General features: G+C 71.7%; 26 protein-coding genes and 1 pseudogene. 16 read left to right on the plus strand and 11 right to left on the minus strand.

Going from position 1 to position 22,304, the window contains the following annotated elements; all coding sequences use genetic code 11:
• Positions 1-34 precede the first annotated feature (34 nt).
• The gene (locus ACFCV8_RS09075; protein WP_376684629.1) at positions 35-1,303 is read left to right on the plus strand and encodes an acetyl-CoA C-acetyltransferase; all 1,269 of its coding nucleotides are present in this window, start codon (positions 35-37) and stop codon (positions 1,301-1,303) included.
• A 164-nt stretch (positions 1,304-1,467) separates the two neighbouring features.
• Positions 1,468-3,411 carry an AMP-dependent synthetase/ligase gene (locus ACFCV8_RS09080; RefSeq protein ID WP_376684630.1) on the plus strand — a complete coding sequence of 648 codons (1,944 nt, stop codon included), beginning with the start codon at positions 1,468-1,470 and terminating at the stop codon, positions 3,409-3,411.
• A gap of 36 nt (positions 3,412-3,447) precedes the next feature.
• On the opposite strand, the gene ACFCV8_RS09085 is transcribed toward ACFCV8_RS09080, so the two are convergent.
• Positions 3,448-3,972, minus strand: a complete 525-nt coding sequence (locus ACFCV8_RS09085) for a hypothetical protein (RefSeq protein ID WP_376684631.1) — start codon at positions 3,970-3,972, stop codon at positions 3,448-3,450.
• 611 nt (positions 3,973-4,583) lie between these two features.
• Here ACFCV8_RS09085 and ACFCV8_RS09090 point away from each other — a divergent pair.
• Complete coding sequence (locus ACFCV8_RS09090; RefSeq protein WP_376684632.1) at positions 4,584-5,441, plus strand: oxaloacetate decarboxylase; 858 nt, start codon at positions 4,584-4,586, stop codon at positions 5,439-5,441.
• 105 nt (positions 5,442-5,546) lie between these two features.
• Positions 5,547-5,993, plus strand: a complete 447-nt coding sequence (locus ACFCV8_RS09095; protein WP_376684633.1) for a hypothetical protein — start codon at positions 5,547-5,549, stop codon at positions 5,991-5,993.
• A 39-nt stretch (positions 5,994-6,032) separates the two neighbouring features.
• Here the strand turns inward: ACFCV8_RS09095 and ACFCV8_RS09100 are convergent, their stop codons facing one another.
• Positions 6,033-6,437, minus strand: a complete 405-nt coding sequence (locus ACFCV8_RS09100) for a hypothetical protein (RefSeq protein ID WP_376684634.1) — start codon at positions 6,435-6,437, stop codon at positions 6,033-6,035.
• A gap of 219 nt (positions 6,438-6,656) precedes the next feature.
• On the opposite strand from ACFCV8_RS09100, the gene ACFCV8_RS09105 reads away from it, so the two are divergent.
• Positions 6,657-7,112, plus strand: a complete 456-nt coding sequence (locus ACFCV8_RS09105) for a peptidoglycan-binding protein (RefSeq protein WP_376684635.1) — start codon at positions 6,657-6,659, stop codon at positions 7,110-7,112.
• A gap of 78 nt (positions 7,113-7,190) precedes the next feature.
• Here the strand turns inward: ACFCV8_RS09105 and ACFCV8_RS09110 are convergent.
• From ACFCV8_RS09110 to ACFCV8_RS09120, 3 genes and pseudogenes are all read right to left on the minus strand, one after another.
• Positions 7,191-7,391 (minus strand): annotated as a pseudogene (locus tag ACFCV8_RS09110) (hypothetical protein); the annotation flags it as partial.
• A gap of 158 nt (positions 7,392-7,549) precedes the next feature.
• Positions 7,550-8,098 (minus strand): hypothetical protein, encoded by a 549-nt coding sequence (locus tag ACFCV8_RS09115; RefSeq protein ID WP_376684636.1) that lies wholly within the window; start codon positions 8,096-8,098, stop codon positions 7,550-7,552.
• Positions 8,095-8,511, minus strand: coding sequence for an ATP-binding protein (locus tag ACFCV8_RS09120; RefSeq protein WP_376684637.1), 417 nt, complete (start codon positions 8,509-8,511; stop codon positions 8,095-8,097). Before ACFCV8_RS09120 ends, ACFCV8_RS09115 begins: the two co-directional genes overlap by 4 nt.
• Before the next feature lie 168 nt (positions 8,512-8,679).
• Here ACFCV8_RS09120 and ACFCV8_RS09125 point away from each other — a divergent pair, with 168 nt between their 5' ends.
• The 5 genes from ACFCV8_RS09125 to ACFCV8_RS09145 all read left to right on the plus strand — a co-directional run bounded on the left by ACFCV8_RS09125 (position 8,680) and on the right by ACFCV8_RS09145 (position 11,094).
• On the plus strand, positions 8,680-9,600 hold the full coding sequence (locus ACFCV8_RS09125) for a helix-turn-helix domain-containing protein (protein ID WP_376684638.1): 921 nt from the start codon (positions 8,680-8,682) through the stop codon (positions 9,598-9,600).
• A gap of 15 nt (positions 9,601-9,615) precedes the next feature.
• A complete protein-coding gene (locus tag ACFCV8_RS09130; protein ID WP_376684639.1) occupies positions 9,616-9,819 on the plus strand; it encodes a DUF397 domain-containing protein in 204 nt (67 codons plus the stop codon).
• Between the two features lie 68 nt (positions 9,820-9,887).
• Positions 9,888-10,106, plus strand: coding sequence for a DUF397 domain-containing protein (locus ACFCV8_RS09135; protein WP_376684640.1), 219 nt, complete (start codon positions 9,888-9,890; stop codon positions 10,104-10,106).
• 68 nt (positions 10,107-10,174) lie between these two features.
• Entirely contained in the window at positions 10,175-10,393 is a 219-nt protein-coding gene (locus tag ACFCV8_RS09140; protein ID WP_376684640.1) for a DUF397 domain-containing protein, read from the plus strand.
• A gap of 35 nt (positions 10,394-10,428) precedes the next feature.
• The gene (locus ACFCV8_RS09145) at positions 10,429-11,094 is read left to right on the plus strand and encodes a nitroreductase (protein WP_376684641.1); all 666 of its coding nucleotides are present in this window, start codon (positions 10,429-10,431) and stop codon (positions 11,092-11,094) included.
• Between the two features lie 262 nt (positions 11,095-11,356).
• Here the strand turns inward: ACFCV8_RS09145 and ACFCV8_RS09150 are convergent, their stop codons facing one another.
• On the minus strand, positions 11,357-12,163 hold the full coding sequence (locus ACFCV8_RS09150) for a hypothetical protein (protein WP_376684642.1): 807 nt from the start codon (positions 12,161-12,163) through the stop codon (positions 11,357-11,359).
• Between the two features lie 212 nt (positions 12,164-12,375).
• Between ACFCV8_RS09150 and ACFCV8_RS09155 the strand changes: the two genes are divergently transcribed.
• Positions 12,376-12,747 carry a VOC family protein gene (locus ACFCV8_RS09155; protein WP_376684643.1) on the plus strand — a complete coding sequence of 124 codons (372 nt, stop codon included), beginning with the start codon at positions 12,376-12,378 and terminating at the stop codon, positions 12,745-12,747.
• An 82-nt stretch (positions 12,748-12,829) separates the two neighbouring features.
• Here the strand turns inward: ACFCV8_RS09155 and ACFCV8_RS09160 are convergent, their stop codons facing one another.
• From ACFCV8_RS09160 to ACFCV8_RS09175, 4 genes are all read right to left on the minus strand, one after another.
• Entirely contained in the window at positions 12,830-13,267 is a 438-nt protein-coding gene (locus ACFCV8_RS09160; protein WP_376684644.1) for a glutaredoxin domain-containing protein, read from the minus strand.
• 67 nt (positions 13,268-13,334) lie between these two features.
• The gene (locus tag ACFCV8_RS09165) at positions 13,335-13,979 is read right to left on the minus strand and encodes a response regulator (RefSeq protein WP_376684645.1); all 645 of its coding nucleotides are present in this window, start codon (positions 13,977-13,979) and stop codon (positions 13,335-13,337) included.
• Positions 13,970-15,196, minus strand: coding sequence for a sensor histidine kinase (locus ACFCV8_RS09170; protein WP_376684646.1), 1,227 nt, complete (start codon positions 15,194-15,196; stop codon positions 13,970-13,972). Before ACFCV8_RS09170 ends, ACFCV8_RS09165 begins: the two co-directional genes overlap by 10 nt.
• A 92-nt stretch (positions 15,197-15,288) precedes the next feature.
• The gene (locus tag ACFCV8_RS09175; RefSeq protein ID WP_376684647.1) at positions 15,289-15,951 is read right to left on the minus strand and encodes a DedA family protein; all 663 of its coding nucleotides are present in this window, start codon (positions 15,949-15,951) and stop codon (positions 15,289-15,291) included.
• A 300-nt stretch (positions 15,952-16,251) separates the two neighbouring features.
• Between ACFCV8_RS09175 and ACFCV8_RS09180 the strand changes: the two genes are divergently transcribed.
• Complete coding sequence (locus tag ACFCV8_RS09180) at positions 16,252-16,824, plus strand: hypothetical protein (RefSeq protein WP_376684648.1); 573 nt, start codon at positions 16,252-16,254, stop codon at positions 16,822-16,824.
• On the opposite strand, the gene ACFCV8_RS09185 is transcribed toward ACFCV8_RS09180, so the two are convergent.
• On the minus strand, positions 16,787-17,950 hold the full coding sequence (locus ACFCV8_RS09185; RefSeq protein WP_376684649.1) for a cytochrome P450: 1,164 nt from the start codon (positions 17,948-17,950) through the stop codon (positions 16,787-16,789). The two genes, ACFCV8_RS09180 and ACFCV8_RS09185, sit on opposite strands and share 38 nt — an antisense overlap.
• Before the next feature lie 299 nt (positions 17,951-18,249).
• Between ACFCV8_RS09185 and ACFCV8_RS09190 the strand changes: the two genes are divergently transcribed.
• The 4 genes from ACFCV8_RS09190 to ACFCV8_RS09205 all read left to right on the plus strand — a co-directional run bounded on the left by ACFCV8_RS09190 (position 18,250) and on the right by ACFCV8_RS09205 (position 22,177).
• Positions 18,250-18,942 carry an NAD(P)H-binding protein gene (locus ACFCV8_RS09190; protein WP_376684650.1) on the plus strand — a complete coding sequence of 231 codons (693 nt, stop codon included), beginning with the start codon at positions 18,250-18,252 and terminating at the stop codon, positions 18,940-18,942.
• 250 nt (positions 18,943-19,192) lie between these two features.
• Complete coding sequence (locus tag ACFCV8_RS09195; RefSeq protein ID WP_376684651.1) at positions 19,193-20,137, plus strand: LLM class F420-dependent oxidoreductase; 945 nt, start codon at positions 19,193-19,195, stop codon at positions 20,135-20,137.
• 11 nt (positions 20,138-20,148) lie between these two features.
• Positions 20,149-20,946 carry an SDR family NAD(P)-dependent oxidoreductase gene (locus tag ACFCV8_RS09200; RefSeq protein ID WP_376684652.1) on the plus strand — a complete coding sequence of 266 codons (798 nt, stop codon included), beginning with the start codon at positions 20,149-20,151 and terminating at the stop codon, positions 20,944-20,946.
• Between the two features lie 109 nt (positions 20,947-21,055).
• Positions 21,056-22,177 carry an LLM class flavin-dependent oxidoreductase gene (locus ACFCV8_RS09205; protein WP_376684653.1) on the plus strand — a complete coding sequence of 374 codons (1,122 nt, stop codon included), beginning with the start codon at positions 21,056-21,058 and terminating at the stop codon, positions 22,175-22,177.
• The last annotated feature ends 127 nt before the right edge of the window (positions 22,178-22,304 follow it).

The following is a 22,304-nucleotide window of genomic DNA, read 5'->3' on the forward strand; positions in this document are numbered from 1 at the left end:
AGTAAGGTTACTCAAGAGTCAGGAGTTGGTCGAGATGATCCCCCTCGCACTCCCGCAGCCCCGCAGGGTCGCGGTCATCGGCGGCAGCCGCGTCCCGTTCGCGCGCTCCGACGGCCCGTACGCACGGCTCTCCAACCAGCAGTTGCTGACGGCCGCGCTGGACGGGCTGGTCGAGCGGTTCGGGCTCCGGGGGCAGCGGGTCGGCGAGTTCGTCGCGGGCGCGGTGCTCAAGCACAGCCGCGACTTCAACCTGGCCCGGGAGACCGTGCTCGGCTCGGCGCTCGACCCGCGCACTCCCGCGTACGACGTCCAGCAGGCCTGCGGGACCGGGCTCCAGGCGGTCGTCGCCGCCGCGAACAAGATCATGCTCGGGGCCGTCGACTCGGCGATCGCGGGCGGTGCCGACACGGCCAGCGACGCGCCGCTCGGCGTCAACGACGAGCTGCGCCGCATGCTGCTGGCCGCCCGCCGCGCGAAGTCGGCGGGCGGGCGGCTCAGGGCGCTCGCCGGGGTGCGCCCCCGCCACCTCGTCCCGGAGATCCCGCGCAACGCGGAGCCCCGTACCGGCCTCTCGATGGGCGAGCACGCGGCGGTCACCGCCCGCCGCTGGGGGATCGGCCGCACGGAGCAGGACCTGCTCGCCGCCACCAGCCACCAGCGGCTCGCGGCGGCGTACGAGCGCGGCTTCCTGGACGATCTGGTGGTGCCGTTCCGCGGTCTGGAGCGCGATCAGAACCTGCGCCCCGGCTCCACGGCCGAGAAACTCGCCGCGCTGAAGCCGGTGTTCGGCACCGGACACCCCGACGCCACGATGACCGCGGGCAATTCGACCCCGCTCACCGACGGCGCCGCGACCGTGCTGCTGGCGAGCGAGGAGTGGGCCCGCGCGCACGGCCTGGAACCGCTCGCCTACCTCTCCCTGTACGAGACGGCCGCCGTCGACCATGTGCACAGCGAGGACGGGCTGCTGATGGCCCCGGCGTACGCCGTACCGCGCATGCTGGAGCGCGCCGGGCTCACCATCGAGGACTTCGACCTGTTCGAGATCCACGAGGCGTTCGCCTCCCAGGTGCTGGCGACCCTGGCGGCCTGGGAGAAGCAGGGGCTCGCCCCTGTCGACCGGGACCGGCTCAACGTCGCCGGCTCCTCGCTCGCCACCGGCCACCCGTTCGCCGCGACCGGCGCCCGGATCGTCGCCACGCTGGCGAAGCTGCTGGCGGAGCGGGGCGCGCCGTCCCGGGGCCTGATCTCGATCTGCGCGGCGGGCGGCCAGGGCGTCACGGCCGTTCTCGAACGTCCCTGAGTACCCCGGGCAGCCCCTTCGGCCCGTACGGCAGCACCCGTACGGCAGTACCCGTACCGCACCGCACGCACCGCATGCACCGCATGCACCGCACCGCACGTACCGCACCGCACCGGCCGCCGGACGGACCCGGCGCCGCCCGCCACCACGCCGAGGAGCCGCACGTGTCCACGCCACCCACGCCGCCCGCCGTGTCCGCCCCCGTGCTCGTCGAACCGACCCTCACCCGGGGCGCGGACGGCACCGTCCGGCAGGCGGCCGTACCGCCCGCCGCCCCGCAGGTGCGCCGCGGCTCACTCGCCGATATCCCGTTCGACAACGCCCGCGAGGCCCCCGCCGAGGCCGTGCTCAGCCGCAAGCAGCCGGGCGCCAGCGGCGGTGACGGTGACGGCGGCGGCGGTGGCGAGTGGCGGGACGTGACGGCGGCGGAGTTCGCCGAGGAGGTCCTGGCCGTGGCCAAGGGCCTGATCGCGGAGGGGCTGGGCCCCGGCGACCGGATCGCGATCATGGCCCGCACGACGTACGAGTGGACCCTGCTGGACTTCGCGGCCTGGGCGGCCGGGCTCGTCACCGTCCCGATCTACCCGACCTCCTCCGCCCTCCAGGCCCGCTGGATCCTCCAGGACTCCGGCGCCGCGGCCTGCGCCGTCGAGACCACGGAGCAGTCCCGGCTGATCAGCCAGGAACGCAAGGAGCTGGGCGGCCTCGTCCACCTCTGGCAGTTCGACACGGGCGCCCTCGGCCGACTGCGCAGGGCGGGCCGGAACGTTCCCGACGACGAAGTCGCCGCCCGCCGCGCCGCCCTCGCCCCCGAGACCCCGGCGACCCTCGTCTACACCTCGGGCACCACCGGCCGCCCCAAGGGCTGCGTCCTCACCCACGGCAACTTCTTCGCCGAGGTGGACAACGCGATCGAACTCCTCCACCCGGTCTTCAAGTCGGTCAGCAAGTACCCCGCCTCCACGCTGCTCTTCCTGCCGCTCTCGCACGTCTTCGGGCGCATGGTCGCGATCGGCTGCCTGCGCGCCCGGGTCCGCCTCGGCCACGCCCCGTCCATCAGGACGGAGGACCTGCTCGCGGACCTGGCCGGCTTCCGCCCGTCGTTCCTGCTGGCCATCCCGTACGTGCTGGAGAAGGTCTACAACACCGGCCGGGCCACCGCCGAGAAGATGGGCCGCGCCGCCTCCTTCGACCGGGCCGCCCGGATCGCCCGGCGTTACGGGGAGGCCGTCGAGGCCGCCGAGCACGGCACCGGACCCGGCCCGGGGATCGGCCTGCGGGCCGCCCGCGCCCTGTACGACCCGCTGGTCTACCGCCGCATCCGGGCCGCGCTCGGCGGTCACGTCCGGTACGCGATCTGCGGCGGCTCCCCGCTGGGCCACCGCCTCGCCGCGTTCTACGCGGGCGCGGGCATTGAGATCTACGAGGGCTACGGCCTCACCGAGACCACCGCCGCCGCCACCGTCACCCCGCCGCTCAAACCGCGCCTGGGCACCGTCGGCTGGCCGCTGCCCGGCACCGCCGTACGCATCGCGGACGACGGCGAGGTGCTGCTCGGCGGCGGCCAGGTGTTCCAGGGGTACTGGGACGGGGAGCGGGCGGAGGCGGTGCCCGCGGGGCGGGGCGGCTGGTTCGCCACCGGGGACCTGGGCGCGCTCGACGACGAGGGCTACCTCACGATCACCGGCCGCAAGAAGGACATCATCATCACCTCCGGCGGCAAGAACGTCACCCCGGCCCCGCTGGAGGACCGGCTGCGCGCCCACCCCCTGATCAGCCAGTGCATGGTGGTCGGCGACAACCGCTCCTTCGTCGCCGCCCTGATCACCCTGGACCCGGACGGGCTCGCGCACTGGCGCCGGATGACGAAGAAGCAGCACGTCCCGATCCGGGAACTGGTCGACGACGACGAACTCCGTACCACCCTGCAACGCGCCGTCGACGAGGCCAACCAACTGGTCTCGCGCGCGGAGTCGATCCGCAAGTTCGCCGTTCTGCCGGTGGACTTCACCGAGGAGGGCGGCCATCTGACGCCCTCCCTGAAACTGAGGCGCGCCGCGATCGCCCGCGACTTCGAGGCGGAGGTCGAGGCGCTGTACCGGAAGTGAGCGGTGCCCCGGACCGGCCGGGGCACCGACCGTTTCCTACACCTTGCCGTTGTGGTGCGTGATGTCCCAGTGGCTGCCCTCGTCGGCGTAGACGTTGCCCGCGGGGGACTTGTAGAGGGCGGCGCCGTCGCCGCGCTTGCCCGCCTTGGCGAACTTGCCCCTGATGTAGGAGTTGACGCAGGGGACCCTGGTGGAGATGTCGGTCTTGTAGCCGTTGCGGTGGCTGTACGGGCCGGGCTCGTGGCCCGCCTCGGTGCCGCCCGTGATGACCACCTCGCAGCCGCTGGCCTTCTTGAAGGCGATGACGCCGTCGACGGACGCCTTGTTGATCCGGGTGAAGGAGGTGCACGACCCGTTGTTCCAGTCGGAGCAGTGGCCGCTGGACGCCCAGGTCACCCCCGCCTTCTTGAGTACGGCGGCGGCGTCCTCGTGCTTCGCGTACTTCGCCGGGGCGGCTGCCGGGACGACGGCCTGCGCGGTGCCGGCCAGCAGCAGCGCCGACGTGGCGGCGACGGCGGCGACGAGCGCGCGGGTGGGGAGCGGACCGATGCGTCGTGTCATGTGGGGCACTCCTTGTCCTTGGGACGGTCGGCCGATGCTTCGAGGCTCCGATACTTCGAGGCTCCGATGCTTTCGGCTGCGGCGATCCTGCCCGGAACGGGACCGCTCCGAGGGTCGCCCATCGTGTGAAAAGGAGGTGCCGAAGTGGACGCCGGACGCTCGACGGCGGACCGGCACCCACACGGAGAAATTGTCGAACAGTTCGACTGAAAGCCCCCCTCCCGGCCCGTTCCGGCACGCTCGGAAGGCCCGTTGTTCCGAATGATCGGAAGAAATCCCTTCCACAACTCCCTTGCCCCGCAAAGGTTCCGCGCGAAATGCCTATGCGCCCCGGCGTGCGCCCGGCGGTTTCGTACGCAAGGTCAAACATGGCGTGTCCGGAGGTAAAGAGACGGTCACGTGAGTGGTATAGATATACCCGTCTTCGCAGGAGGACGGCCGTGCCCGTACGGAACGGGTGCACCGCCGTTCCCCCCACGCTTCAGCGCGCCGCAGGAGCCCAGGTCAATGGCATCCGGGGCGGCGGAATACCTCTCAAACCCCCTTCACTTCTCATGGATCCACCGGGCCGGCGGCCCGGTGGGCCGACGACTCATCGGCAAGGAGACGCCGTGCGTTACGGAACTGCGCTGAGGGAAGAAGTCCGGGCCCCGGGAACGACCCCTCTCATCGGTATCTACGACATGTATTCGGCCTCGGTCGTGGCCCGTCATTACGACGGGTTCTTCGTGTCCGGATTCGGCTTCGCGGCCTCGCACTACGGGCTGCCGGACATCGGGTTCATCGCCTGGCCGGACATGGTGGCCTTCGTGGAACGGCTGCGGCTGGCCTTCCCGTCGCACCATCTGCTGGTCGACATCGACGACGGCTACGTCGATCCGGAGGTCGCCTGCCACGTGGTGCAGCGGCTGGAGCGGATCGGTGCCTCCGGGATCATCCTGGAGGACCAGAAGCGCCCGCGCCGCTGCGGGCACGCGGACGGCAAGCAGGTGCTGCCGCTGGAGGAGTACCTGGAGAAGCTCGACCTGGTGCTGAAGAGCCGGCGCGACCTGGTGGTCGTGGCCCGTACGGACGCCACGGAGGAGTCCGACATCCTGCGGCGGGCCGAGGCGCTGGCGGCGACGGACGCCGATGTGGTGCTGGTCGACGGGGTGCGCAGCGTCGAGTGGATCCGGCGCATCCGTGAGGTGGTCGGCGACAAGCCGCTGCTGTTCAACCAGATCGCGGGCGGCAAGTCGCCCCGGCTCTCGCTCTCCGAACTGACCGACCTGGACTGCCAGGTGGCGATCTACAGCACCCCGTGCCTGTTCGCCGCGCATGCCGCGATCGACTCCGCGCTGAAGGAGCTGAAGAAGACCGACGGGCGGCTTCCGGAGTTCGTGGCCTCGGAGGGGGTCGGGGTGCAGCGCTCGACCGAGCTGCTGGAACGCAACATCAGCCGCCACCACCCGGCCCCCGCGAACGTCTGACCCGTACACCCCGCATCGCCGACTCCGTACGGTCCCCGCTCCGCGCATCGGCGGGGACCGTACGGCCGCGGGAGAACCGCACACCGAGAGAGAGCCGAGCCACCCGTGCCGCGAACACCCCTTCCCTTCTCCGCATCACGCGCCGCCCTCCTGATCACCCTCGCCGCCCTCTGCCAGGCCGCCACCGGCACGGCGTGGGCGGACGCCCCGGACGGCGGGATGGAGACCCATCACGGACCGTCCCTGATCACCATCGACAACTCCAACGCCGACTCCTGGCTGGAGGTCGACCGCACCCTGAACGTGCTGGGCCCGTTCAGCAAGGGCACCGCGGGCAGCGACCACGACGGAGGTGGCGGCGCGATCGACCAGAACGTCTCGTCCTCCCAGGCCGTGGGCGTCCAGGCCGCCCCCGACGAACAGGCCGACGAGGACGACGAGGACGAGGACGCCCCGCTCCCGCCCGCCGCGCCCCCGGAGTCCGCCGCGACGGGCGGCGACGACCCCGAGGGCGACGCCGACCACGACACCGCCACCCGCCCGGCTCCCTGAGCCCCGGGCCCCGGAACCGGACCCGGGCGGCGCGGTTTCTCAGCCCGGGTCCACGGTGTGCGTGCGCCCGGGCGCCGACGCCCGCCCCCGGAACCGCTCCTGGTGCCGCGCTTCGATCCCCGCGTCCCCGTACGCGTCCCGGTCGGCCAGGAACTCCCGGAACAGGGACGGCAGGACGTCCAGGACCGCCCGGTCGTCGTCGTGGTGGTGCAGCAGGATCCGGGCCCAGGACCAGGCGGGGTGGAAGACGCCGTACCGCACCTCGACCCACCGCATCCACCCCCCGTACCCCGCCGCCTCCAGCCCTTCGGGGGCGCCGTCCGCCACACCGATGAAGTACCCGGTCAGGAAGACGGAGACGGACTCCACCGTGTGCGCGTTGGTGAACATGGCGGGACGACGGCAGAGACGGTCGAGGAGGTCCAGAAAGCGCGCGTTGTCCATCGGGGGATGGTATGCGGTCCTCCGGCGTACGCGAGTCCGCTGGTCGACCCGGGGGCTCGGCCGTTCCACCGGCGGGGTGGGGGCGGCGGGCCCACCGGTCCCGGTTCACCGGCTCTGTCGACAGCTCTCAAGAAAGATCGAAATCAAGCCATGTCATCGAGTTACTTCTGGCGCATGTGGGGGGTGTGTCTTCACTCGACAGAAGGGTTGATTCCAAGCATGAAGCGCAGCTTGACGCGGGTCGTCGCCAGCACGACCGCGGTGATCGGCATAACGGCCGGAAGTTTCGCACTCGCCACCCCCGGCATGGCCGCCACCTCATCCGCTCCACGGCCCGCGGTCGTAGCCGTGACCGCGGTCAACAACCTCGGACTCACCCAGAACCAGGCCAAGGGTGTCCAGTGCTTCCTGGACGGCTCGATCTACGGCAACTTCGTGATCGACGGGTATCTCGGCACGGAGAGCTGGAAGGGGATCCAGCGCTGGCTCAACAACGAGTGGGGCCAGAGCCTCGCCGTCGACGGGGAGGTCGGCCCGCAGACGATCAAGGGGCTCCAGCACTTCCTCAAGAACGGTAACTGGGGATACACCGGCGCCCTGGACGGCGTCGCCGGCCCGGAAACGCAGGCGGCGTTCGCCAGGTTCGGCACATCGACCTTCAACCAGTTCTGCTAGGGAGCGGATTCGGTTGTGATCAAGGGCGGCTCGCCCGGGGTCACCGAGCCGGATCGTAGAGGCGCGGAGGCGGGGGCCGGCGCCGTGGCTGACGGGCCCGCCTCCCTTGCCGCCCGCCTTCTTCCGGTGGGCGGCCCGGTCCTTCTTCTCCGGAACGACCGCCTTGAGGCGATGTTCGCGTAGGCGGGCGCGGTTGCTGCGGGACAAGTGCGCCTTGTCCCCGGCGACCGCGCCGGGCCGGGCGCGGGGGCGGCCCTCGGGCCCGCGGGTCCGTGGTTTCTTGCCGAGAGGGGTCGCTTTCGGGTTCCTGCCCGGTTCGTTCGTCGCAGCCGCCCCCTTGGGCCCGGCCTTCTCCGAAGCGGCGAGGGCGATGCTGGTGAAGACGAGGCAGTCACGGTCGATGGGCAGGCGCGGGTACGCGGGGAAAACGGGTGGGCTCAGAACCGCAGGGCGGTGACCAGCCGGTGCGCCGCCGCCGCGTCGATGGAGCCGAGCGCCAACACCGTTGCCCCGTCAGGTGTCTTCCGTACGCGTATGTCGACCGCGTCCCCGCCCGTGGTGGCGGCGAAGGCGTTCCGTAGACGCTCGGCGACCCGGTCCGCGTCGAGCGGGGAGTCCGGGCCGGACGGGGCGGACGGGCCGGACGGGGCGGCGCCGAGCAGTCGGGCCAGGCGTTCGGCGGCGGCCGGTGAGGTGGCGCCGAGCGCGATGCGCCCGTCCCGGACCAGGATGTCCGGCAGGTCTATGCGGTAGGCGTCGAGGGTGTCGCGCAAGGCCCGCGCGGCCTTGAGCGTGCGCCTCGTGCCCGTACGGACCAGCTGGGCCAGCCGACGCGCCTCGGCGGGGGACAGCGCCCCCAACCCGACGACTCCGGGACCTGGTTCGGGTGCGCCCCTCTGGACCGGGACACGGATGCCCGCCTCCCGGAACGCCGAGGCCAGCTCGGCCGCCGCGTGCCGGGGCGCGAGCGCGTCGGGCTGACTCACGCGGCGCTCCCCTGCCGCGAACTGCGCAGGTCGGCCCAGACGTTCTTGCCTTGCGGCGCGGGCTCGGAGCCCCAGTCGAAGGCCAGCCCGCCGATGAGCGCGAGCCCCCGCCCGCTCTCGGCCACCCAGTCCGGGGTGCGCGGGGTGGGCGGCGTCGGGCTGGAGTCGCCGACCGTGATCCGTACCCCGTCCGAACGGCGTTGCAGCGTCAGCGTGCAGCGGGGGGAGGGGGTGTGGCGGTCGACGTTGGTCAGGAGTTCGTGCGCGCAGAGCGCGGCGGTGTGCGTCAACTCCTGGAAGTCCCACAGGTCCACCAGACAGCTGACGATGCGCCGCATGTGCGCGAGTGACTGCGGGTGAACGAACAACTCGTGTCGGTAGTGCGGCGGTTCGATCTCCGTCGTAACGGTCATGGCTCCTCCTGGGAGACGCGCACCGGTGGACCTCGGGTAACGGCCCGGTTTCCGTGTGTGACGGGAACAGCGTGGACCCCTCGCCTCATTCCCCGCAACTCGTTCGGCTGCAAAGTTGCAGAAACGCTGAATTGGGTGAACGTGCGCATGCATGATGTGTGACAGGAGATGTTCTCCGTGCGCGGTGTTCGCGCTCAACGCCTATGGGAAGGGGCAGCGTTGCCAAGTCATCCACGGCCAACGGTGCGACGTCGCAGGCTCGGTGCCGAGCTCAAACGCCTGCGTGAGGCGGCGGGAGTCAAGATGGAGGAGGCCGCCGAGCGCATTGGCGGCGACAAGCCCAAGATCTCCCGGCAGGAGAACGGCCGTCAGGGCGTGACCAAGCTGGAGATCGAGGCTCTGCTCGCACTCTACGGAGTGAACGACGACCGCCTCAGGATCGCGCTGACCAGTCTCGCCCGGGAAGGACGCCGCAAGGGTTGGTGGGCGCAGTACAACGACATACTCACCGCCGGATTCCAGGAACGGCTGTCGATCGAGTCCGACGCCGCACGCATCCACACGTTCCAGCCGTTGCTCATTCCGGGCCTGCTTCAGACCGTCGACTATGCGACCGAACTGATCCGCTCCGTGAACAGGGATGCCACGGAGGACGAGATCCAGTCGTATGTTGAGGTGCGCAGGAACCGGCAGGAGATCCTGGTCCGGAACAACGCGCCGCAGTACGTCTGCCTGCTCGACGAGGCCGTCCTCCGCCGCGAGATCGCCGGGGCGGCGGTGATGGCTGAGCAGCTGGAGAAGTTGATCGAGGTCAACAACCCGCCCAGGCTGACCATCCAGGTAGTCCCGTTCGGCCAGGGCTGGCACGCGGGGCTCGACGGGGCGTTCAACATCTACAGCTATCCCGACCCGATGGATCTCGATGTGGTGAATCTGGAGTACCTCGACGGGGCGCTGTACCTGGAGGAGAATGTGCCTGTCGACCGGTACCGGCTAGCCTTTGAGGAATTGCGGGCATCGGCTCTCGCGTCGCGTCAGTCCATGCAGCTGATCGCGGAGATCGCGCGGGAGTTCGCGAAGAGAACCTGAAGGTGGGCACAGCAGATGGTGCGACACGGACTCTCCCAGGACGCGTGGACGAAGTCCTCCTACAGCGGCGACAACGGGGGATCGTGCGTCGAGACCCAGATGACACCGGACGCCCTGGTCGCGGTGGGGGACAGCAAGGACCGGGGCCTCGGTGCCCAGGTGTTCGGGGCGGCCTCGTGGCGGGCGTTCGTCGGCGCCGTGCGCGAAGGTGCGATCTGAGGCAAGGGTTTCGGGCTCGGCGGGGAGCTGCACGTCGGGCCGCATGACGCTAGCGAGGAAGGCAGACCATGGCTCAGGGGCAGAAGATTCCGGCTGGCGAGCTGACAACCGCGGGCTGGCACACGAGCAGCTACAGCGGTGTGGACAACAACTGTGTGGAGCACGCCGCTCTGGCCTCCGGTCGTCAGGCCGTGCGCGACACCAAGGACCGGGGTCTCGGTGCCCAGGTGTTCGGGGCGGCCTCGTGGCGGGCGTTCGTCGGCGCCGTGCGCGAAGGTGCGATCTGAGGCAAGGGTTTCGGGCTCGGCGGGGAGCTGCACGTCGGGCCGCATGACGCTAGCGAGGAAGGCAGACCATGGCTCAGGGGCAGAAGATTCCGGCTGGCGAGCTGACAACCGCGGGCTGGCACACGAGCAGCTACAGCGGTGTGGACAACAACTGTGTGGAGCACGCCGCTCTGGCCTCCGGTCGTCAGGCCGTGCGCGACACCAAGGACCGGGGTCTCGGTGCCCAGGTGTTCGGGGCGGCCTCGTGGCGGGCGTTCGTCGGCGCCGTGCGCGAAGGTGCGATCTGAGGCAGGCGTAGGCCAGTAGGCAGGGGAGCGGATTCATGGACGTGTACGAGGCAGTGGACAGCCGGAGGGCCGTGCGGGCGTTCAGCGACAAGCCGGTGCCCGTGGACGTGCTCCGGCGCGTGCTGGCCGCCGCGACGCGGGCCCCGTCGAGCGGGAACCTCCAGCCGTGGCACCTGTACGTCGTGACCGGCGAACCCCTGGACGAGCTGAAGCGGCTCGCGACGGCCAGGGCGCGGGCGGGGGACCCGGGGGACGAGCGGGAGTACCCGATGTACCCGGCGGACCTGGCTTCCCCGTACACGGACCGGTTCGCCGCCGCGGCCGCCCAGCGGTACGGGGCGCTCGGCATCGAGCGCGACGACCCCGACCGCCCCCGGAAGATCGCCGCCCTGAACGCGACGGCGTTCGGGGCGCCCGTCGTGCTGTTCTGCTACCTCGACCGGGCGATGGGATCCGCGCAGTGGTCGGACCTGGGGATGTACCTCCAGACGGTCATGCTGCTGCTGCGCGCGGAGGGGCTGCACAGCTGCCCCCAGGTGATGTGGTCGATGTACCGCACGACCGTCGGCGAGGTGGTCGGTGCGGATGACGGGCACATGCTGTTCTGCGGTGTCTCGGTGGGGTACGAGGACGAGGGCGTGCCCCCACTGCGTACCGGCCGGGCGGAGCTAGCGGAGACGGTGCGTTTCATCGGGGCGTGAGCGGGCGGCGGCCCTGCGATGTCCATGCGCACGGAACGACGGCATCCGGAGGCGGGTGCCGCGTAGATCCGACAAGGTGCAGGCGGGGTCTCCCCGCGTCCGGGCGGGACGGTCGTGGCGGAACCGGAGACCTGCTGCCGTCGACCGGAAGCGGGGACGGCACCGTCCTCGTCGTCGTCCCGCTCCGAGGGCACCCGGTCGTGCGCGCCCCGCGCCCCGGAGCCGGCCGTCCGCCGGCCCCGGAACGCGGTGCGCGAGAGGTCTACTCGGGCGCCTCGATCGTCACCGGCTTGCCCAGGTCGTAGAAGTGCTGCGTGGTCGTGCTCATCACCCCGGCCGTGCTGGACTCGGCCTGCCCGCCGTAGGGCGTGAAGTCGTCCCCGAACCAGAGGATGTGCTCGCGCACGGCCGCGCCCATGAACGTGTACGGCTTCTTGTTCACGATCCGCCACGCCGTGACGTCCTCCCCGTTCTCCAGGGAGAGCACGGGCCGCTCCTGCTCGACGGTCCACTCCGGCGCCGACGCGATCATCTGGGCCGTCATCTCCGGATCGGCGAGCGCGCGGTAGAGCTTCCCGGTGGCGGCCACGATCTGCTCCTGCGGGTCACTGCTGTTCTTGTCCCCCTTGACCCACTTCCCGAGCCCCGGCGTCTTGATCCACTCGTCCTCGCCCTTGAAGACGTACGCCTTCTCCCCCTCCGGCCCCGTCATCGACCCGGCCAGCGCGGACTCGTCCCCGAAGAGGAACCGCGATGTCCCCGACTCGTCCCCCGACTGCACGGCCTCCGTTCCCGATCCGTACGCCTTCAGGGCGGCCACCAGGCACTTCGACAGGGCCGAACCGGTCAGGGTCGTACCGCCCTTGAGCTGGAGGCCGTCGCACTCGGACGGGGTGGCGAAGGCCGGGGACGACGCCTTCGGGCTCTCGTTCCCGGGTGCGGACCGGTCGGACGACGATTCCGGACGCGTCGGCTCGGCCGACCCGTCCGACGAGGAGCAGCCGGCCAGGAGGCCGACGGCGAGGAGGGTTCCTATGCAGGCGTAGCTGCGCGGACGTACAGGTCTCATGTTGTTCGAACTCCACTGGTCACGGACGGCCCGCGACCGCGGACCGTCTTATGGGCTCTCGCAAGCGAATCCAGAGCCCCGCACCACCGGTCGTGAAGGTGTTCGCCCCACGGGCCGCGGATGCGGGCCCTTGGATCCTAACGACCTGTACAGACAGCCCATTTCGCCTGCCGATCTGGCAGCGCGGGCCGGTGATCCGTCAGAATCGGCACATGCTGAGAGTCGGTTCGGTTGTGCTGGGTGTTTCGGATGTGCGCCGTGCGACGGCGTTCTGGACGGAGGCCCTCGGCTACGTCCCGCGCGAGGAGGAGACGGCGGACGACTGGGTGGTGCTGGTCCCGGCGGACGGGCCCGGGGTGCAGGTGGCTCTCGGGCTCAGCGAGTCACCGGTCCAGGAACATCCGCGCGTCCACCTGGACCTGTACGCCGCGGACGCGGCCGACCAGGCCGCCGAGGTCGAGCGGCTGGTGTCCCTGGGGGCCCGGCACGTCGACTGGGATCTCTACCCGGACGACCCCGACTTCGTCGTACTCGCCGATACCGAGGGCAACCGCTTCTGCGTCATCGACACCGGGCGGAACTGAGCCGCGGGGCACGGCCCCGGTCGCGCGAAGGTCCGGTCGAGCGGGGTCCGGTCGCGCGAAGGTCCGGTCGAGCGGGGTCCGGTCACGCGGAAGGGGGGAGCTGTTCGCGTACCCATGACGGGGCGGGGTTGGTGTGCGGACGGCCCGCCACGACGACCGTCGGCACGGTCTCGTTGCCGTCGTTGGCCGCCCGTACCGCCGCGGCTCCGGCCGGGTCGCGCCAGATGTTGACCCAGTGCATCCGGCGGGCGTCGCGGCCCAGCCGGAGGCGCAGCCGCATGCAGTACGTGCAGCCCGGCCGCCAGAAGACGATCGGCCGGCCGTCGGCCTCGCTGCGGCGTCGTGCCTCCTGCGCGCCGGTCGACCGCGGGAAGATCAGCGGCGAGTTCAGGGCCGCGAGCGCCAGGAAGACCAGCAGGACCGCCACGGCCGTGCCGGGGCTCCCCTTGGCGGCGGGCCCGGCGGCGGCGAGCGTGCCGCAGAGGGCGAGGAGTACCGGCAGGGTCCATGCGCGCGTCATGGTGACGCAGGCTACCGACAGGCCGGGCCGCTCCCGCAGCTGGGCCGCTTCCGCAGCCGGGCGGGGGCTACGACTCCAGGTAGCGGAGCACCGCCAGGATCCGTCGGCTGTAGCCGGACGTGCCGGGCAGATCCAGCTTGTCGAAGACGGAGTTGAGGTTCTTCTCCACCGAGCTCAGCGAGATGTGCAGCTTCTGCGCGATGGCGGTGTTCGTGTGGCCCTGTGCGAGCGTTTCCAGGACCGTGCGCTCCCGGGGCGTCAGCCGCGTCAGCGGGTCGCCGTGCGTGGTCCGGACGACCAGCTGCCGTACGACCTCCGGGTCGATCGCCGCCCCGCCGTCGTGGATCCGCTCAAGGGCGTCGAGGAACTCCTCGACCTGCGCCACCCGGTCCTTGAGGAGGTAGCCGACCCGCTCGGCGTTGGACGCGAGCAGCTGGGCCGCGTAGTTGCGCTCGATGTGCTGCGAGAGGACGAGCACGCCGACCCCGGGGAAGCGCTCCCGGATCTCCACGGCGGCCCGCAGCCCCTCGTCCGTGTGGGTCGGTGGCATCCGGATGTCGACGACGACGATGTCCGGCCGCTGCTCCTCGACCTCCTTGAGGAGTGTCACCGCGTCACCCAGTGCCGCCAGGACCTCGTGGCCCTCCTCGGCGAGCAGCCTGACCAGGCCCTCGCGCAGCAGGGTCGAGTCCTCGGCCAGGATTACGCGCATGGAAGCTCCGCGGTGATGACGGTCGGTCCCCCGAGGGGGCTGTGGATGTGCAGGACGCCGTCGAGTGCGGCCACCCGGCTGCGCAGCCCGTTCAGTCCGCCGCCGGTCCCGTTCGCGCCGCCCGTGCCGTCGTCCTCGACCCGGACGGTGAGCCGCGCACCGTCGAGCGTCACCACCACAAGGATCGCCGAGGCGGAGGAGTGCTTCGCCGCGTTCGTCACGGACTCCGACACCACGAAGTAGGCGGCGGTCTCGACCGGCCGGGGCAGCGGGGCGCCGACGTCGAAGCGGGTCCGCAGTGGAATGCCGCACCGCTCGGCGACCCCGCCGATCGCCTCCTGGAGCCCGAGGCTGTCGAGCGCCGACGGGTACACCCGCCAGGCCACCTCGCGCAGTTCGGTCAGCACGTTTTGGGACTCCTCGTGCGCCTGGAGCAGCAACGCGTCGGCCTGTTCGGGGTCGCGGCCCCGGCGCGCCCGGCCGATCAGCATGCCGAGCGCCACCAGACGCTGCTGGACCCCGTCGTGCAGGTCGCGCTCGATGCGCCGCCGCTCGGCGTCCACGGCCGCGACGACCGCGGCCCGGCTGGTGGCGAGTTCGTCGATGCGGCGCCGGAGCAGCTCCCGTTCGGAGGGCCCGAAGCATTCCCGGGTGGTCCGGGCGTCGAGCGCGGCCAGCGAGTGCAGGCCCTGGACATCGAGGAAGAGCAGTACGCCGCCGAGGAGGGCCTGGGTGAGCAGTTCGTCCCAGCCGAGGGTGCCCCGGACCGCTCCGCCGGCCAGGAGGCCGGCCAGGACGGCGCCGAAGACGAGGAATCCGACGACCACTCCGCAGAGCAGGCCCGTGTAGATGCGGATCGCGAGGTAGCGCACGATCTTCTGGTCGGAAGCCCTGTAGCGCTCGGGGAAGAGGTCGCCGAAGAAGACGGAGCGCCGGACCCGCTCGAGGGCGACCAGGCGCCTGGCGCCGGCCATCAGGATCTCCAGGGCGCTCGGCCGGGTGCGCGGCCAGAGCAGGAACGGGCCGAGGGCCGCGCCGACGACGAGGAAGTACAGGGCGCCGACGAGAGCGGTCGCGCTGCCGAGCAGGGTTCCCAGGCCGCGTCGGGGCCAGGACGGGGCGGGCGTGCGGGTGACGGTCCCGTCCTCACCGGCGCCGCCCCGGCCGGGCTCGGCCGGCGGCCGGTCGGACGCGGTGCCTGCCAGATCCCCTCGCACGGGGCCCGAGACTAGTGCGCCCGTACGGACCGGACAAGATCGTCCGGGCTGCGCGGAAAGCGGTGCCGGACCGGTGGGGCGGGAGCCGGGGGTCACGAGGCGCGCCGGTGCCGGGCCTGGCGGCGGCTGCGCAGCCGGACCGCCAGGTAGGCGGCGACGGCGACGAGGACGAGGGCCGCGACGGCCTTCGACAGGATGCCGACGTACGTCTCCACGACATCCCACTGGTCGCCCAGCCAGTAGCCGGCCATCACGAGGACGCTGTTCCAGACGAGGCTGCCGAGCGTGGTGAGCATGATGAACACGGGCATCGGCATCCGCTCGACACCCGCGGGCACCGAGATCAGGCTCCGGAAGATCGGCACCATCCTGCCGAGGAAGATTGCTTTGGTGCCGTGCTCGGCGAACCACTCCTCGGTGCGGACCAGGTCCGATGCCTTCACCAGGGGCAGCTTCCCCCAGATCGAGTGCATCCGCTCGCGGCCGAAGAGCGCTCCGATCCAGTAGAGCGCCACCGCGCCGGCCACCGAGCCGAGGGTCGTCCAGAACAGGGCCGAGGCCAGGCTCAGTACGCCCTGCCCCGCGGCGAATCCGGTCAGCGGCAGGATGACCTCGCTGGGCAGCGGCGGGAAGAGGTTCTCCAGGGCGATGGCCAGACCGGCTCCGGGGCCGCCCAGTGTGTCGACGAGGCCGGCGGCCCAGCCGGCGACGCCGTCCGTGGGCTGCTGGGCGAGCGCCGAGATCACGAGGTTCATGAGGGACTCCAAACCGGCGGGGACGGTGGGGCGGGTGCCCCGTTCTTCCTCCTCGAACTTAGAAATCGCCGCTCGGCGCCGGTATGAGGGTTGCCGTCCCTCCCGGTGGTGTTCTCCGCACTTCCCACCCTGCGGGAAACCGCAGGGTCCCGGGCGCGGGATTTTGTCCTCGGCTTCGGACCGGCCCGTGCCGTCGATGTCGGTGCCGGGTGCGATCGTGGGATCGACCGTGCGGTCACGGCGCTGCCGGCCACGGCCGGTCGGGCGGCCCGGAGGGACCGAGAGCGAGGAGTGGGCGGGATGACGGAATCCCGGGAGGGCGACGACGGGGCGGGGCGCGGTGGGCGCTTCGTGCTGCACCGGTTCAACGGGGACGAGGCGTACCGGCTCGGGGAGGCCACGGTGCGCGTGCTCCGTTCGTACGGAAGCGGGAGTGAGGGCGACGGCCACGAGGTGACGGTGTGGTTCGAGGCGCGGGCGGATCCGGAGGGCGCCCGGCGCTGTGCGGACACGGCGGAGGCGGGCATGGTTCCGTCCGCCGAGGTGGGCGTCGGGATGACGGAGGGGGAGGCGGACATCGACCGGCTGGTCGGGCGTACGTTCTTCATGCCCGGTGTGCCCGAGGGCGAGGATTCCGCGTCGTCCCTCCTCTACTACTTCGAGCACGAGCCACTGCGCGACAACCGGATCACCGTGGTCTCCCGCGACGGCGACCGCCTCCGGCTGCGCTGGACGGGGGAGTGCGACGACGTGAACTTCTACGACGGGAGCAAGCCCCCGACCCGGATCGGGGTCGAGGGCGTCTTCCTCTACCGCGACTCCCGGGACCCGGCCCCTACCAGGCCGCGGGAAGGTGCAGAGGGCTCCGGGTGAGGGCGGTGCCGCGCCATTCGACGGCGTCGACCGGCACGGTCAGGCGCAGGGTGGGCAGCCGGGCGGCCAGCCGGTGCAGGGCGAGGCGGAGTTCCGCGCGGGCCAGGGAGGCGCCCAGACAGTAGTGGTGTCCGCCGCCGAAGGCGAGGGTGGGGTGCTCCAGCGGGGCGAACAGGTCGGCGAAGGGGTCGCCGGGGAAGGCCGCGGGGTCGCGGTTGGCCGCGCCGCGGTCGAGGGTGACGAGGTCCCCAGCCCGTACGGCCGCTCCGCCGATCTCCAGGTCCTCGGTGGCGCGCAGCGGGTTGGTGTGTTTGCCGGGTTCGTTGAGCGGGATCAGGTGCGCCAGCCGCTCGGCCAGCGGGCCCGCACCCGCCTCGTCGGAGCCCAGACGGGCCCAGTCCTGCGGCCGTTCGCCCAGCAGGAGGAGGCTGTTGCCCAGCATGGTCATGGTGGTCTCGTAGCCGGCCACGACGAGGGTGGTCACGAGGTTGGCGAGATGGGTCTCGGGGATACCGCCCTCGCGGTCGGCGGCCTGCACGAGCGTGCTGATCAGGTCCGGCCCGGGTGCGTGCCGGCGGTCGGCGATGAGACGGGTGGTGAACTCGGTGAACTCCCGGGCGGCCTGCGCCGTTTCGTCCCGCGTCACCGAGGCGTCGGGGAAGGCGCGTTCGGTCCAGTGCAGCAGCCGGGTGTCGTCGAGGTCGTGGATTCCCAGCAGCTTGTTCATGACGGCGATGGGGAGGGGCCGGGTGTAGTAGTCGACGAGGTCCACGGGCGGGCCGTGGCGGACGAGGTCCTCGACCAGCCGGTCGGCGATCCGGGTGATCGCCGGTACGAGGTGGTCGACCGCGCGAGGGGTGAAGACCCCTTTGGCGGTGTGGCGCAGCCGGGTGTGCGGGGAGCCGTCCTGTTTGGCCATGGCGTCGGTGGTGTCGGAGAGGGGCGAGGCGGCCGCGGCGGGCAGGACGTGGCGGACGAACCGGTCGTCGGCCAGCACCTCGCGGACGTCGTCGTACCGGGTGAAGTGCCAGGCGGGGCTGGAGTCGGGCAAGGTCGTGCGCCGGGGCGGGCCGGGGGTGTCGAACAGCAGCCGGTGCAGGGGAAGGGGCTTCTCGTCGTCGGTCATGATCCTCCTGAACGAGCGGTGGCCCGTTGAGCCGGGGCGGCGGCGTTCCGGTTCCCCGGCTGCGGACGGGTGTGGCCGGCTGCGTGGCAGTGCGGCCGGGGGACGGACACGGGCAGGTACGGACGGGTACGGGCGGGTGCGGACGGGCGCGGCGGGGTGTGGCGGGAGCCGGGGACGGACGGGAGGCGGCGAAGAAGGGAAAAGCCGGTCCCGGGGCCGTGCGGCCCGGTACCGCCCCGCGCACCAGCACGACCGCACCGGCTTGGACACAGAGTGCCGAGATGGTTACTGTACGTGCCATGCGCGTGGTTATCGCTGGTGGTCATGGTCGGGTCGCTCGTGCCGCAACCCGTCTGCTCGCGGCTCGGGGATGGCAGGTCACCGGGCTCGTCCGCCGTCCGGAGCAGGCCGACGACGTGCGCGCCGCCGGAGCGACCCCGGTGCTCCTGGATCTGGCCACGGCCTCGGCGGAGCGGTTCGCGGACCGGATCGCGGGGGCGGACGCGGTGCTCTACGCGGCCGGGGCCGGCCTGGGTGACGCGCCCGGCCGGGCGAACCCCGTCGACCGTGACGCCGCCCTGACCCTCGCGGACGCCGCACAGCTCGTCGGCGTCCGGCGCTACGTCATGCTCTCGTCCATGGGGGCCGACCGCGACGCCCGGTATCCGCAGAACGCGCTCGTCGAGACCTATCTCAGGGCCAAGGGCGAGGCGGACGACGAACTGCTCTCCCGGCCCTTCCTGCGCTGCACGGTGCTGCGGCCCGCGTGGTTCCGCGACAGCCCGGCGACCGGTCTGGTCAGCCTCGGTGAATCCACCGGGGCCGGCGAGGTGGGCCGGGCCGACGCGGCGGCCGTCCTCGTGGCCCTGCTCGCCGCCCCCGCCACCGCCGGGCTGACGCTGGAGCTCATCTCCGGCCGTACGTCCGTGGCCGAGGCGGTCGCCGCCGTCGCCCGCCCCGGCGGGTCCCGCGTGGCCGTCCCCCGCGCCTGACCGGGCCCTCGCCGCGGCCCCGGCCGCCGCCGCGCCCGGCCTCCCGGCGCTGCCCGTCGCCCGTCCCGCCCCCGGGCTCCGCCGCCCACGGGCCGCTTCGGTGCCCCGTGGGCGAAGGCCGCACGCCCCCGCCCCGGTGTGTCCGGGCTTCCCCGCCCCACCCCTTGTCTGATGCAGCGTCAGGTACGACGATGGCTCCGCGCCCCGTCGTGTGACGGTGCGTCAGATTCGCTCGGGAGGAGGCCGTACGGTGCCGATATCGACCGCCGGGCCGCTGTCGTACGGGATGCAGCTGCCGATCCAGTCGCAGAGCACCATCTACGCCGAGGGGTGGGAGGCGGCGGCCGGGGCCGCCGATCTCGCCGAGATCGCCCGTACCGCCGACCGCACCGGCTTCGCCTATCTGGCGAGCTGCGACCACGTCGCGATCCCGCGCCGGCTCGCCGGGGTCATGGGCACCGTCTGGTACGACCCGGTCGCCACGCTCGCCTTCCTCGCCGGGATCACCGAGCGGGTGCTGCTGATGAGCCATGTCGCGGTGGTCGGGCTGCGCCATCCGCTGGCCACCGCCAAGCAGTACGCCACCCTCGACCACCTCAGCGGCGGCCGGCTGGTCCTCGGGGTCGGGGCCGGGCACGTGAAGGAGGAGTTCGAGGCGCTCGGGGCGGACTTCGAGGGCCGGGGCCGGGTGCTCGACGAGACCGTGGACGCGCTGAAGGCGGCGCTCGGGCCCGAGGAGTACCCGGAGTACGCGGGGGAGCGGTTCGCGTTCTCCGGGCTCGGGCAGCTGCCGCGCCCGGCCCAGGGGCGGGTCCCGGTCTGGGTGGGCGGCTCCTCGCCCGCCGCCGTGCGCCGGGCGGCCGTACGGGGCGACGGCTGGCTGCCGCAGGGCGACCCGCGGGAGAAACTGCCCGCCCAGATCGCCCGGCTGAAGGCGCTGCGGGAGGCCGCCGGGGTCGAGGAGCCGATCGTCGTCGGCGCGATCACCGAGCCGCTCTACGTCGGCGAGCCGGACTGGTCCGTCGGGCGGCGCACCCTCACCGGAAAGCCGGAGGCCCTCGCCGAGTCGCTGCGCGCGTACGCCGCGATGGGCGTCCACCAGATCCAGGTGCGGTTCCGCAGCCGGAGCCGCAGCGAACTCACCGACCAGATGGCGGCGTTCGCCGCCGAGGTCGCACCCCATCTCGACAGGTAGGAGGGTTGGTCATGGGCAAGCTGGACGGGCGGGTCGTGGTCATCAGCGGCGCGGCGCGCGGGCAGGGCGAGCAGGAGGCGCGGCTGTTCGCCGCCGAGGGGGCCAGGGTGGTGATCGCCGATGTGCTCGACGAGCAGGGCGAGGCGCTGGCCGAGGAGCTGCGGGGCGAGCTGGGCAAGGAGGCCGCTCGCTTCGTCCACCTGGACGTGAGCCGGGAGGAGGACTGGCAGGCCGCGGTGGCCGTCGCGAAGGACGCGTACGGGAAGATCGACGGGCTGGTCAACAACGCGGGCATCCTGCGGTTCAACGAGCTGGTGGACACGCCGCTGGCGGAGTTCCAGCAGGTGGTGCAGGTCAACCAGGTGGGGGCGTTCCTCGGGATCAGGAACACGGCGCCCGAGATCGCGGCCGCGGGCGGCGGGACCATCGTCAACACCGCCTCGTACACCGGGCTGACCGGCATGGCCTACGTGGGCGCGTACGCCGCCACCAAGCACGCCGTGCTCGGGCTGACCCGGGTGGCGGCGATGGAGCTGGCGCCCAAGGGGATACGGGTCAACGCCGTCTGCCCCGGGGCCGTGGACACCGCGATGACCAACCCGGCGGCGCTGGACCCGTCCGCCGACCCGGAGGAGTCGAAGGAGGCGGTGGCCGAGCTGTACCGCAAGCTCGTGCCGCTGGGCCGGATCGGGCGGCCGGAGGAGGTGGCGACCCTGGCGCTCTTCCTGACCTCGGAGGACTCCTCGTACATCACCGGGCAGCCGTTCGTCATCGACGGCGGCTGGCTGGCGGGTGTCAGTCTGTTCTGAGCCATACCTGACGGTGTGTCAGGTATTGACGGGTGCGGGCACCGGTGGAACAGTCGGACGCATCACGATCTGACGGAGTGTCAGAAACGATTGAGGACGGTGAACTCCCTTGGAATTCGGGCTCTTTGTACAGGGGTACGTGCCTGCCGCGCGGGCCAGGGTCGACCCGGAGGCGGAGCACAAGGCGCTGATCGAGGAGACCGAGTACGTCATCCAGGCGGACAAGTCCGGCTTCAAGTACGCCTGGGCCTCCGAGCACCACTTCCTGGAGGAGTACTCGCACATCTCGGCCAACGACGTGTACCTCGGCTACCTCGCCCACGCCACCGACCGCATCCACCTCGGCTCGGGCATCTTCAACCCGCTCGCCCCGGTCAACCACCCGGTGAAGGTGGCCGAGAAGGTCGCCATGCTCGACCACCTCTCCGAGGGCCGCTTCGAGTTCGGCTCCGGGCGCGGGGCGGGCAGCCACGAGATCCTCGGGTTCATGCCGGGCATCACCGACATGAACCACACCAAGGAACTCTGGGAGGAGACCATCGCCGAGTTCCCGAAGATGTGGCTCCAGGACGAGTACGTGGGCTTCCAGGGCAAGCACTGGTCGCTGCCCCCGCGCAAGATCCTGCCCAAGCCGTACGGGAAGTCGCACCCGGCGATGTGGTACGCGGCCGGCTCGCCGTCCTCGTACGCGATGGCGGGGCGGAAGGGGCTTGGCGTGCTGGGCTTCAGCGTGCAGAAGGTCTCCGACATGGAGTGGGTCGTCGACTCCTACAAGAACGCGGTGAAGGAGGCCGAACCCGTCGGGGACTTCGTCAACGACAACGTCATGGTCACCTCCACGGCGATCTGCGCCGAGACGCACGCCAAGGCCGTCGAGATCGCGGTGGGCGGCGGGCTGAACTACCTCCAGTCGCTGCTCTTCCGCTACCACGACACCTTCCCCCGCCCCGAGGGCATCCCCGAGTGGCCCGAGCTGCTCCCGGAGTACACCGAGGAGATCATCGAGCTGCTGATCGCCGAGGAGCTGATGATCTGCGGCGACCCGGACGAGGTGCTGCGCCAGTGCAAGCGGTGGGAGCAGGCGGGCGCGGACCAGCTGAGCTTCGGGATGCCGATCGGGATCGGCCGGGAGGACACCCTCAACTCGATCCGGCTGATCGGTGAGCACGTGATCCCAGAGATCGACACGGACCCGGTGCACCGCACGACCCGGTTCCGTAACGCGGCGTAAGTACCCGGGTACGCCGGCACGTCCCCGACCAGCGGCGTCTTCCCGGACCGCCGCTCCGTGGGGCCGGGGTGCGTACCGCGGCCGTACGCACCCCGGCCGCAACACCCCCGGCCGCACCCCCCGTACG

It is taken from the genome of Streptomyces sp. NPDC056347, assembly GCF_042262625.1.
In the GTDB taxonomy this organism is placed as follows: Bacteria; Actinomycetota; Actinomycetes; order Streptomycetales; family Streptomycetaceae; genus Streptomyces.

Coding starts and splice junctions, on each gene's coding strand:
- ACFCV8_RS09160 (WP_376684644.1), bottom strand. CDS start 13,267: ATGACGCGCGCATGGACCCTGCCGGTACTCCTCGCCCTCTGCGGCACG.
- ACFCV8_RS09105 (WP_376684635.1), top strand. CDS start 6,657: ATGAAGCGCAGCTTGACGCGGGTCGTCGCCAGCACGACCGCGGTGATC.
- ACFCV8_RS09175 (WP_376684647.1), bottom strand. CDS start 15,951: ATGAACCTCGTGATCTCGGCGCTCGCCCAGCAGCCCACGGACGGCGTC.
- ACFCV8_RS09100 (WP_376684634.1), bottom strand. CDS start 6,437: ATGGACAACGCGCGCTTTCTGGACCTCCTCGACCGTCTCTGCCGTCGT.
- ACFCV8_RS09180 (WP_376684648.1), top strand. CDS start 16,252: ATGACGGAATCCCGGGAGGGCGACGACGGGGCGGGGCGCGGTGGGCGC.
- ACFCV8_RS09190 (WP_376684650.1), top strand. CDS start 18,250: ATGCGCGTGGTTATCGCTGGTGGTCATGGTCGGGTCGCTCGTGCCGCA.
- ACFCV8_RS09145 (WP_376684641.1), top strand. CDS start 10,429: ATGGACGTGTACGAGGCAGTGGACAGCCGGAGGGCCGTGCGGGCGTTC.
- ACFCV8_RS09140 (WP_376684640.1), top strand. CDS start 10,175: ATGGCTCAGGGGCAGAAGATTCCGGCTGGCGAGCTGACAACCGCGGGC.
- ACFCV8_RS09200 (WP_376684652.1), top strand. CDS start 20,149: ATGGGCAAGCTGGACGGGCGGGTCGTGGTCATCAGCGGCGCGGCGCGC.
- ACFCV8_RS09165 (WP_376684645.1), bottom strand. CDS start 13,979: ATGCGCGTAATCCTGGCCGAGGACTCGACCCTGCTGCGCGAGGGCCTG.
- ACFCV8_RS09130 (WP_376684639.1), top strand. CDS start 9,616: ATGGTGCGACACGGACTCTCCCAGGACGCGTGGACGAAGTCCTCCTAC.
- ACFCV8_RS09150 (WP_376684642.1), bottom strand. CDS start 12,163: ATGAGACCTGTACGTCCGCGCAGCTACGCCTGCATAGGAACCCTCCTC.
- ACFCV8_RS09120 (WP_376684637.1), bottom strand. CDS start 8,511: ATGACCGTTACGACGGAGATCGAACCGCCGCACTACCGACACGAGTTG.
- ACFCV8_RS09125 (WP_376684638.1), top strand. CDS start 8,680: ATGTTCTCCGTGCGCGGTGTTCGCGCTCAACGCCTATGGGAAGGGGCA.
- ACFCV8_RS09155 (WP_376684643.1), top strand. CDS start 12,376: ATGCTGAGAGTCGGTTCGGTTGTGCTGGGTGTTTCGGATGTGCGCCGT.
- ACFCV8_RS09075 (WP_376684629.1), top strand. CDS start 35: ATGATCCCCCTCGCACTCCCGCAGCCCCGCAGGGTCGCGGTCATCGGC.
- ACFCV8_RS09185 (WP_376684649.1), bottom strand. CDS start 17,950: ATGACCGACGACGAGAAGCCCCTTCCCCTGCACCGGCTGCTGTTCGAC.
- ACFCV8_RS09085 (WP_376684631.1), bottom strand. CDS start 3,972: ATGACACGACGCATCGGTCCGCTCCCCACCCGCGCGCTCGTCGCCGCC.
- ACFCV8_RS09135 (WP_376684640.1), top strand. CDS start 9,888: ATGGCTCAGGGGCAGAAGATTCCGGCTGGCGAGCTGACAACCGCGGGC.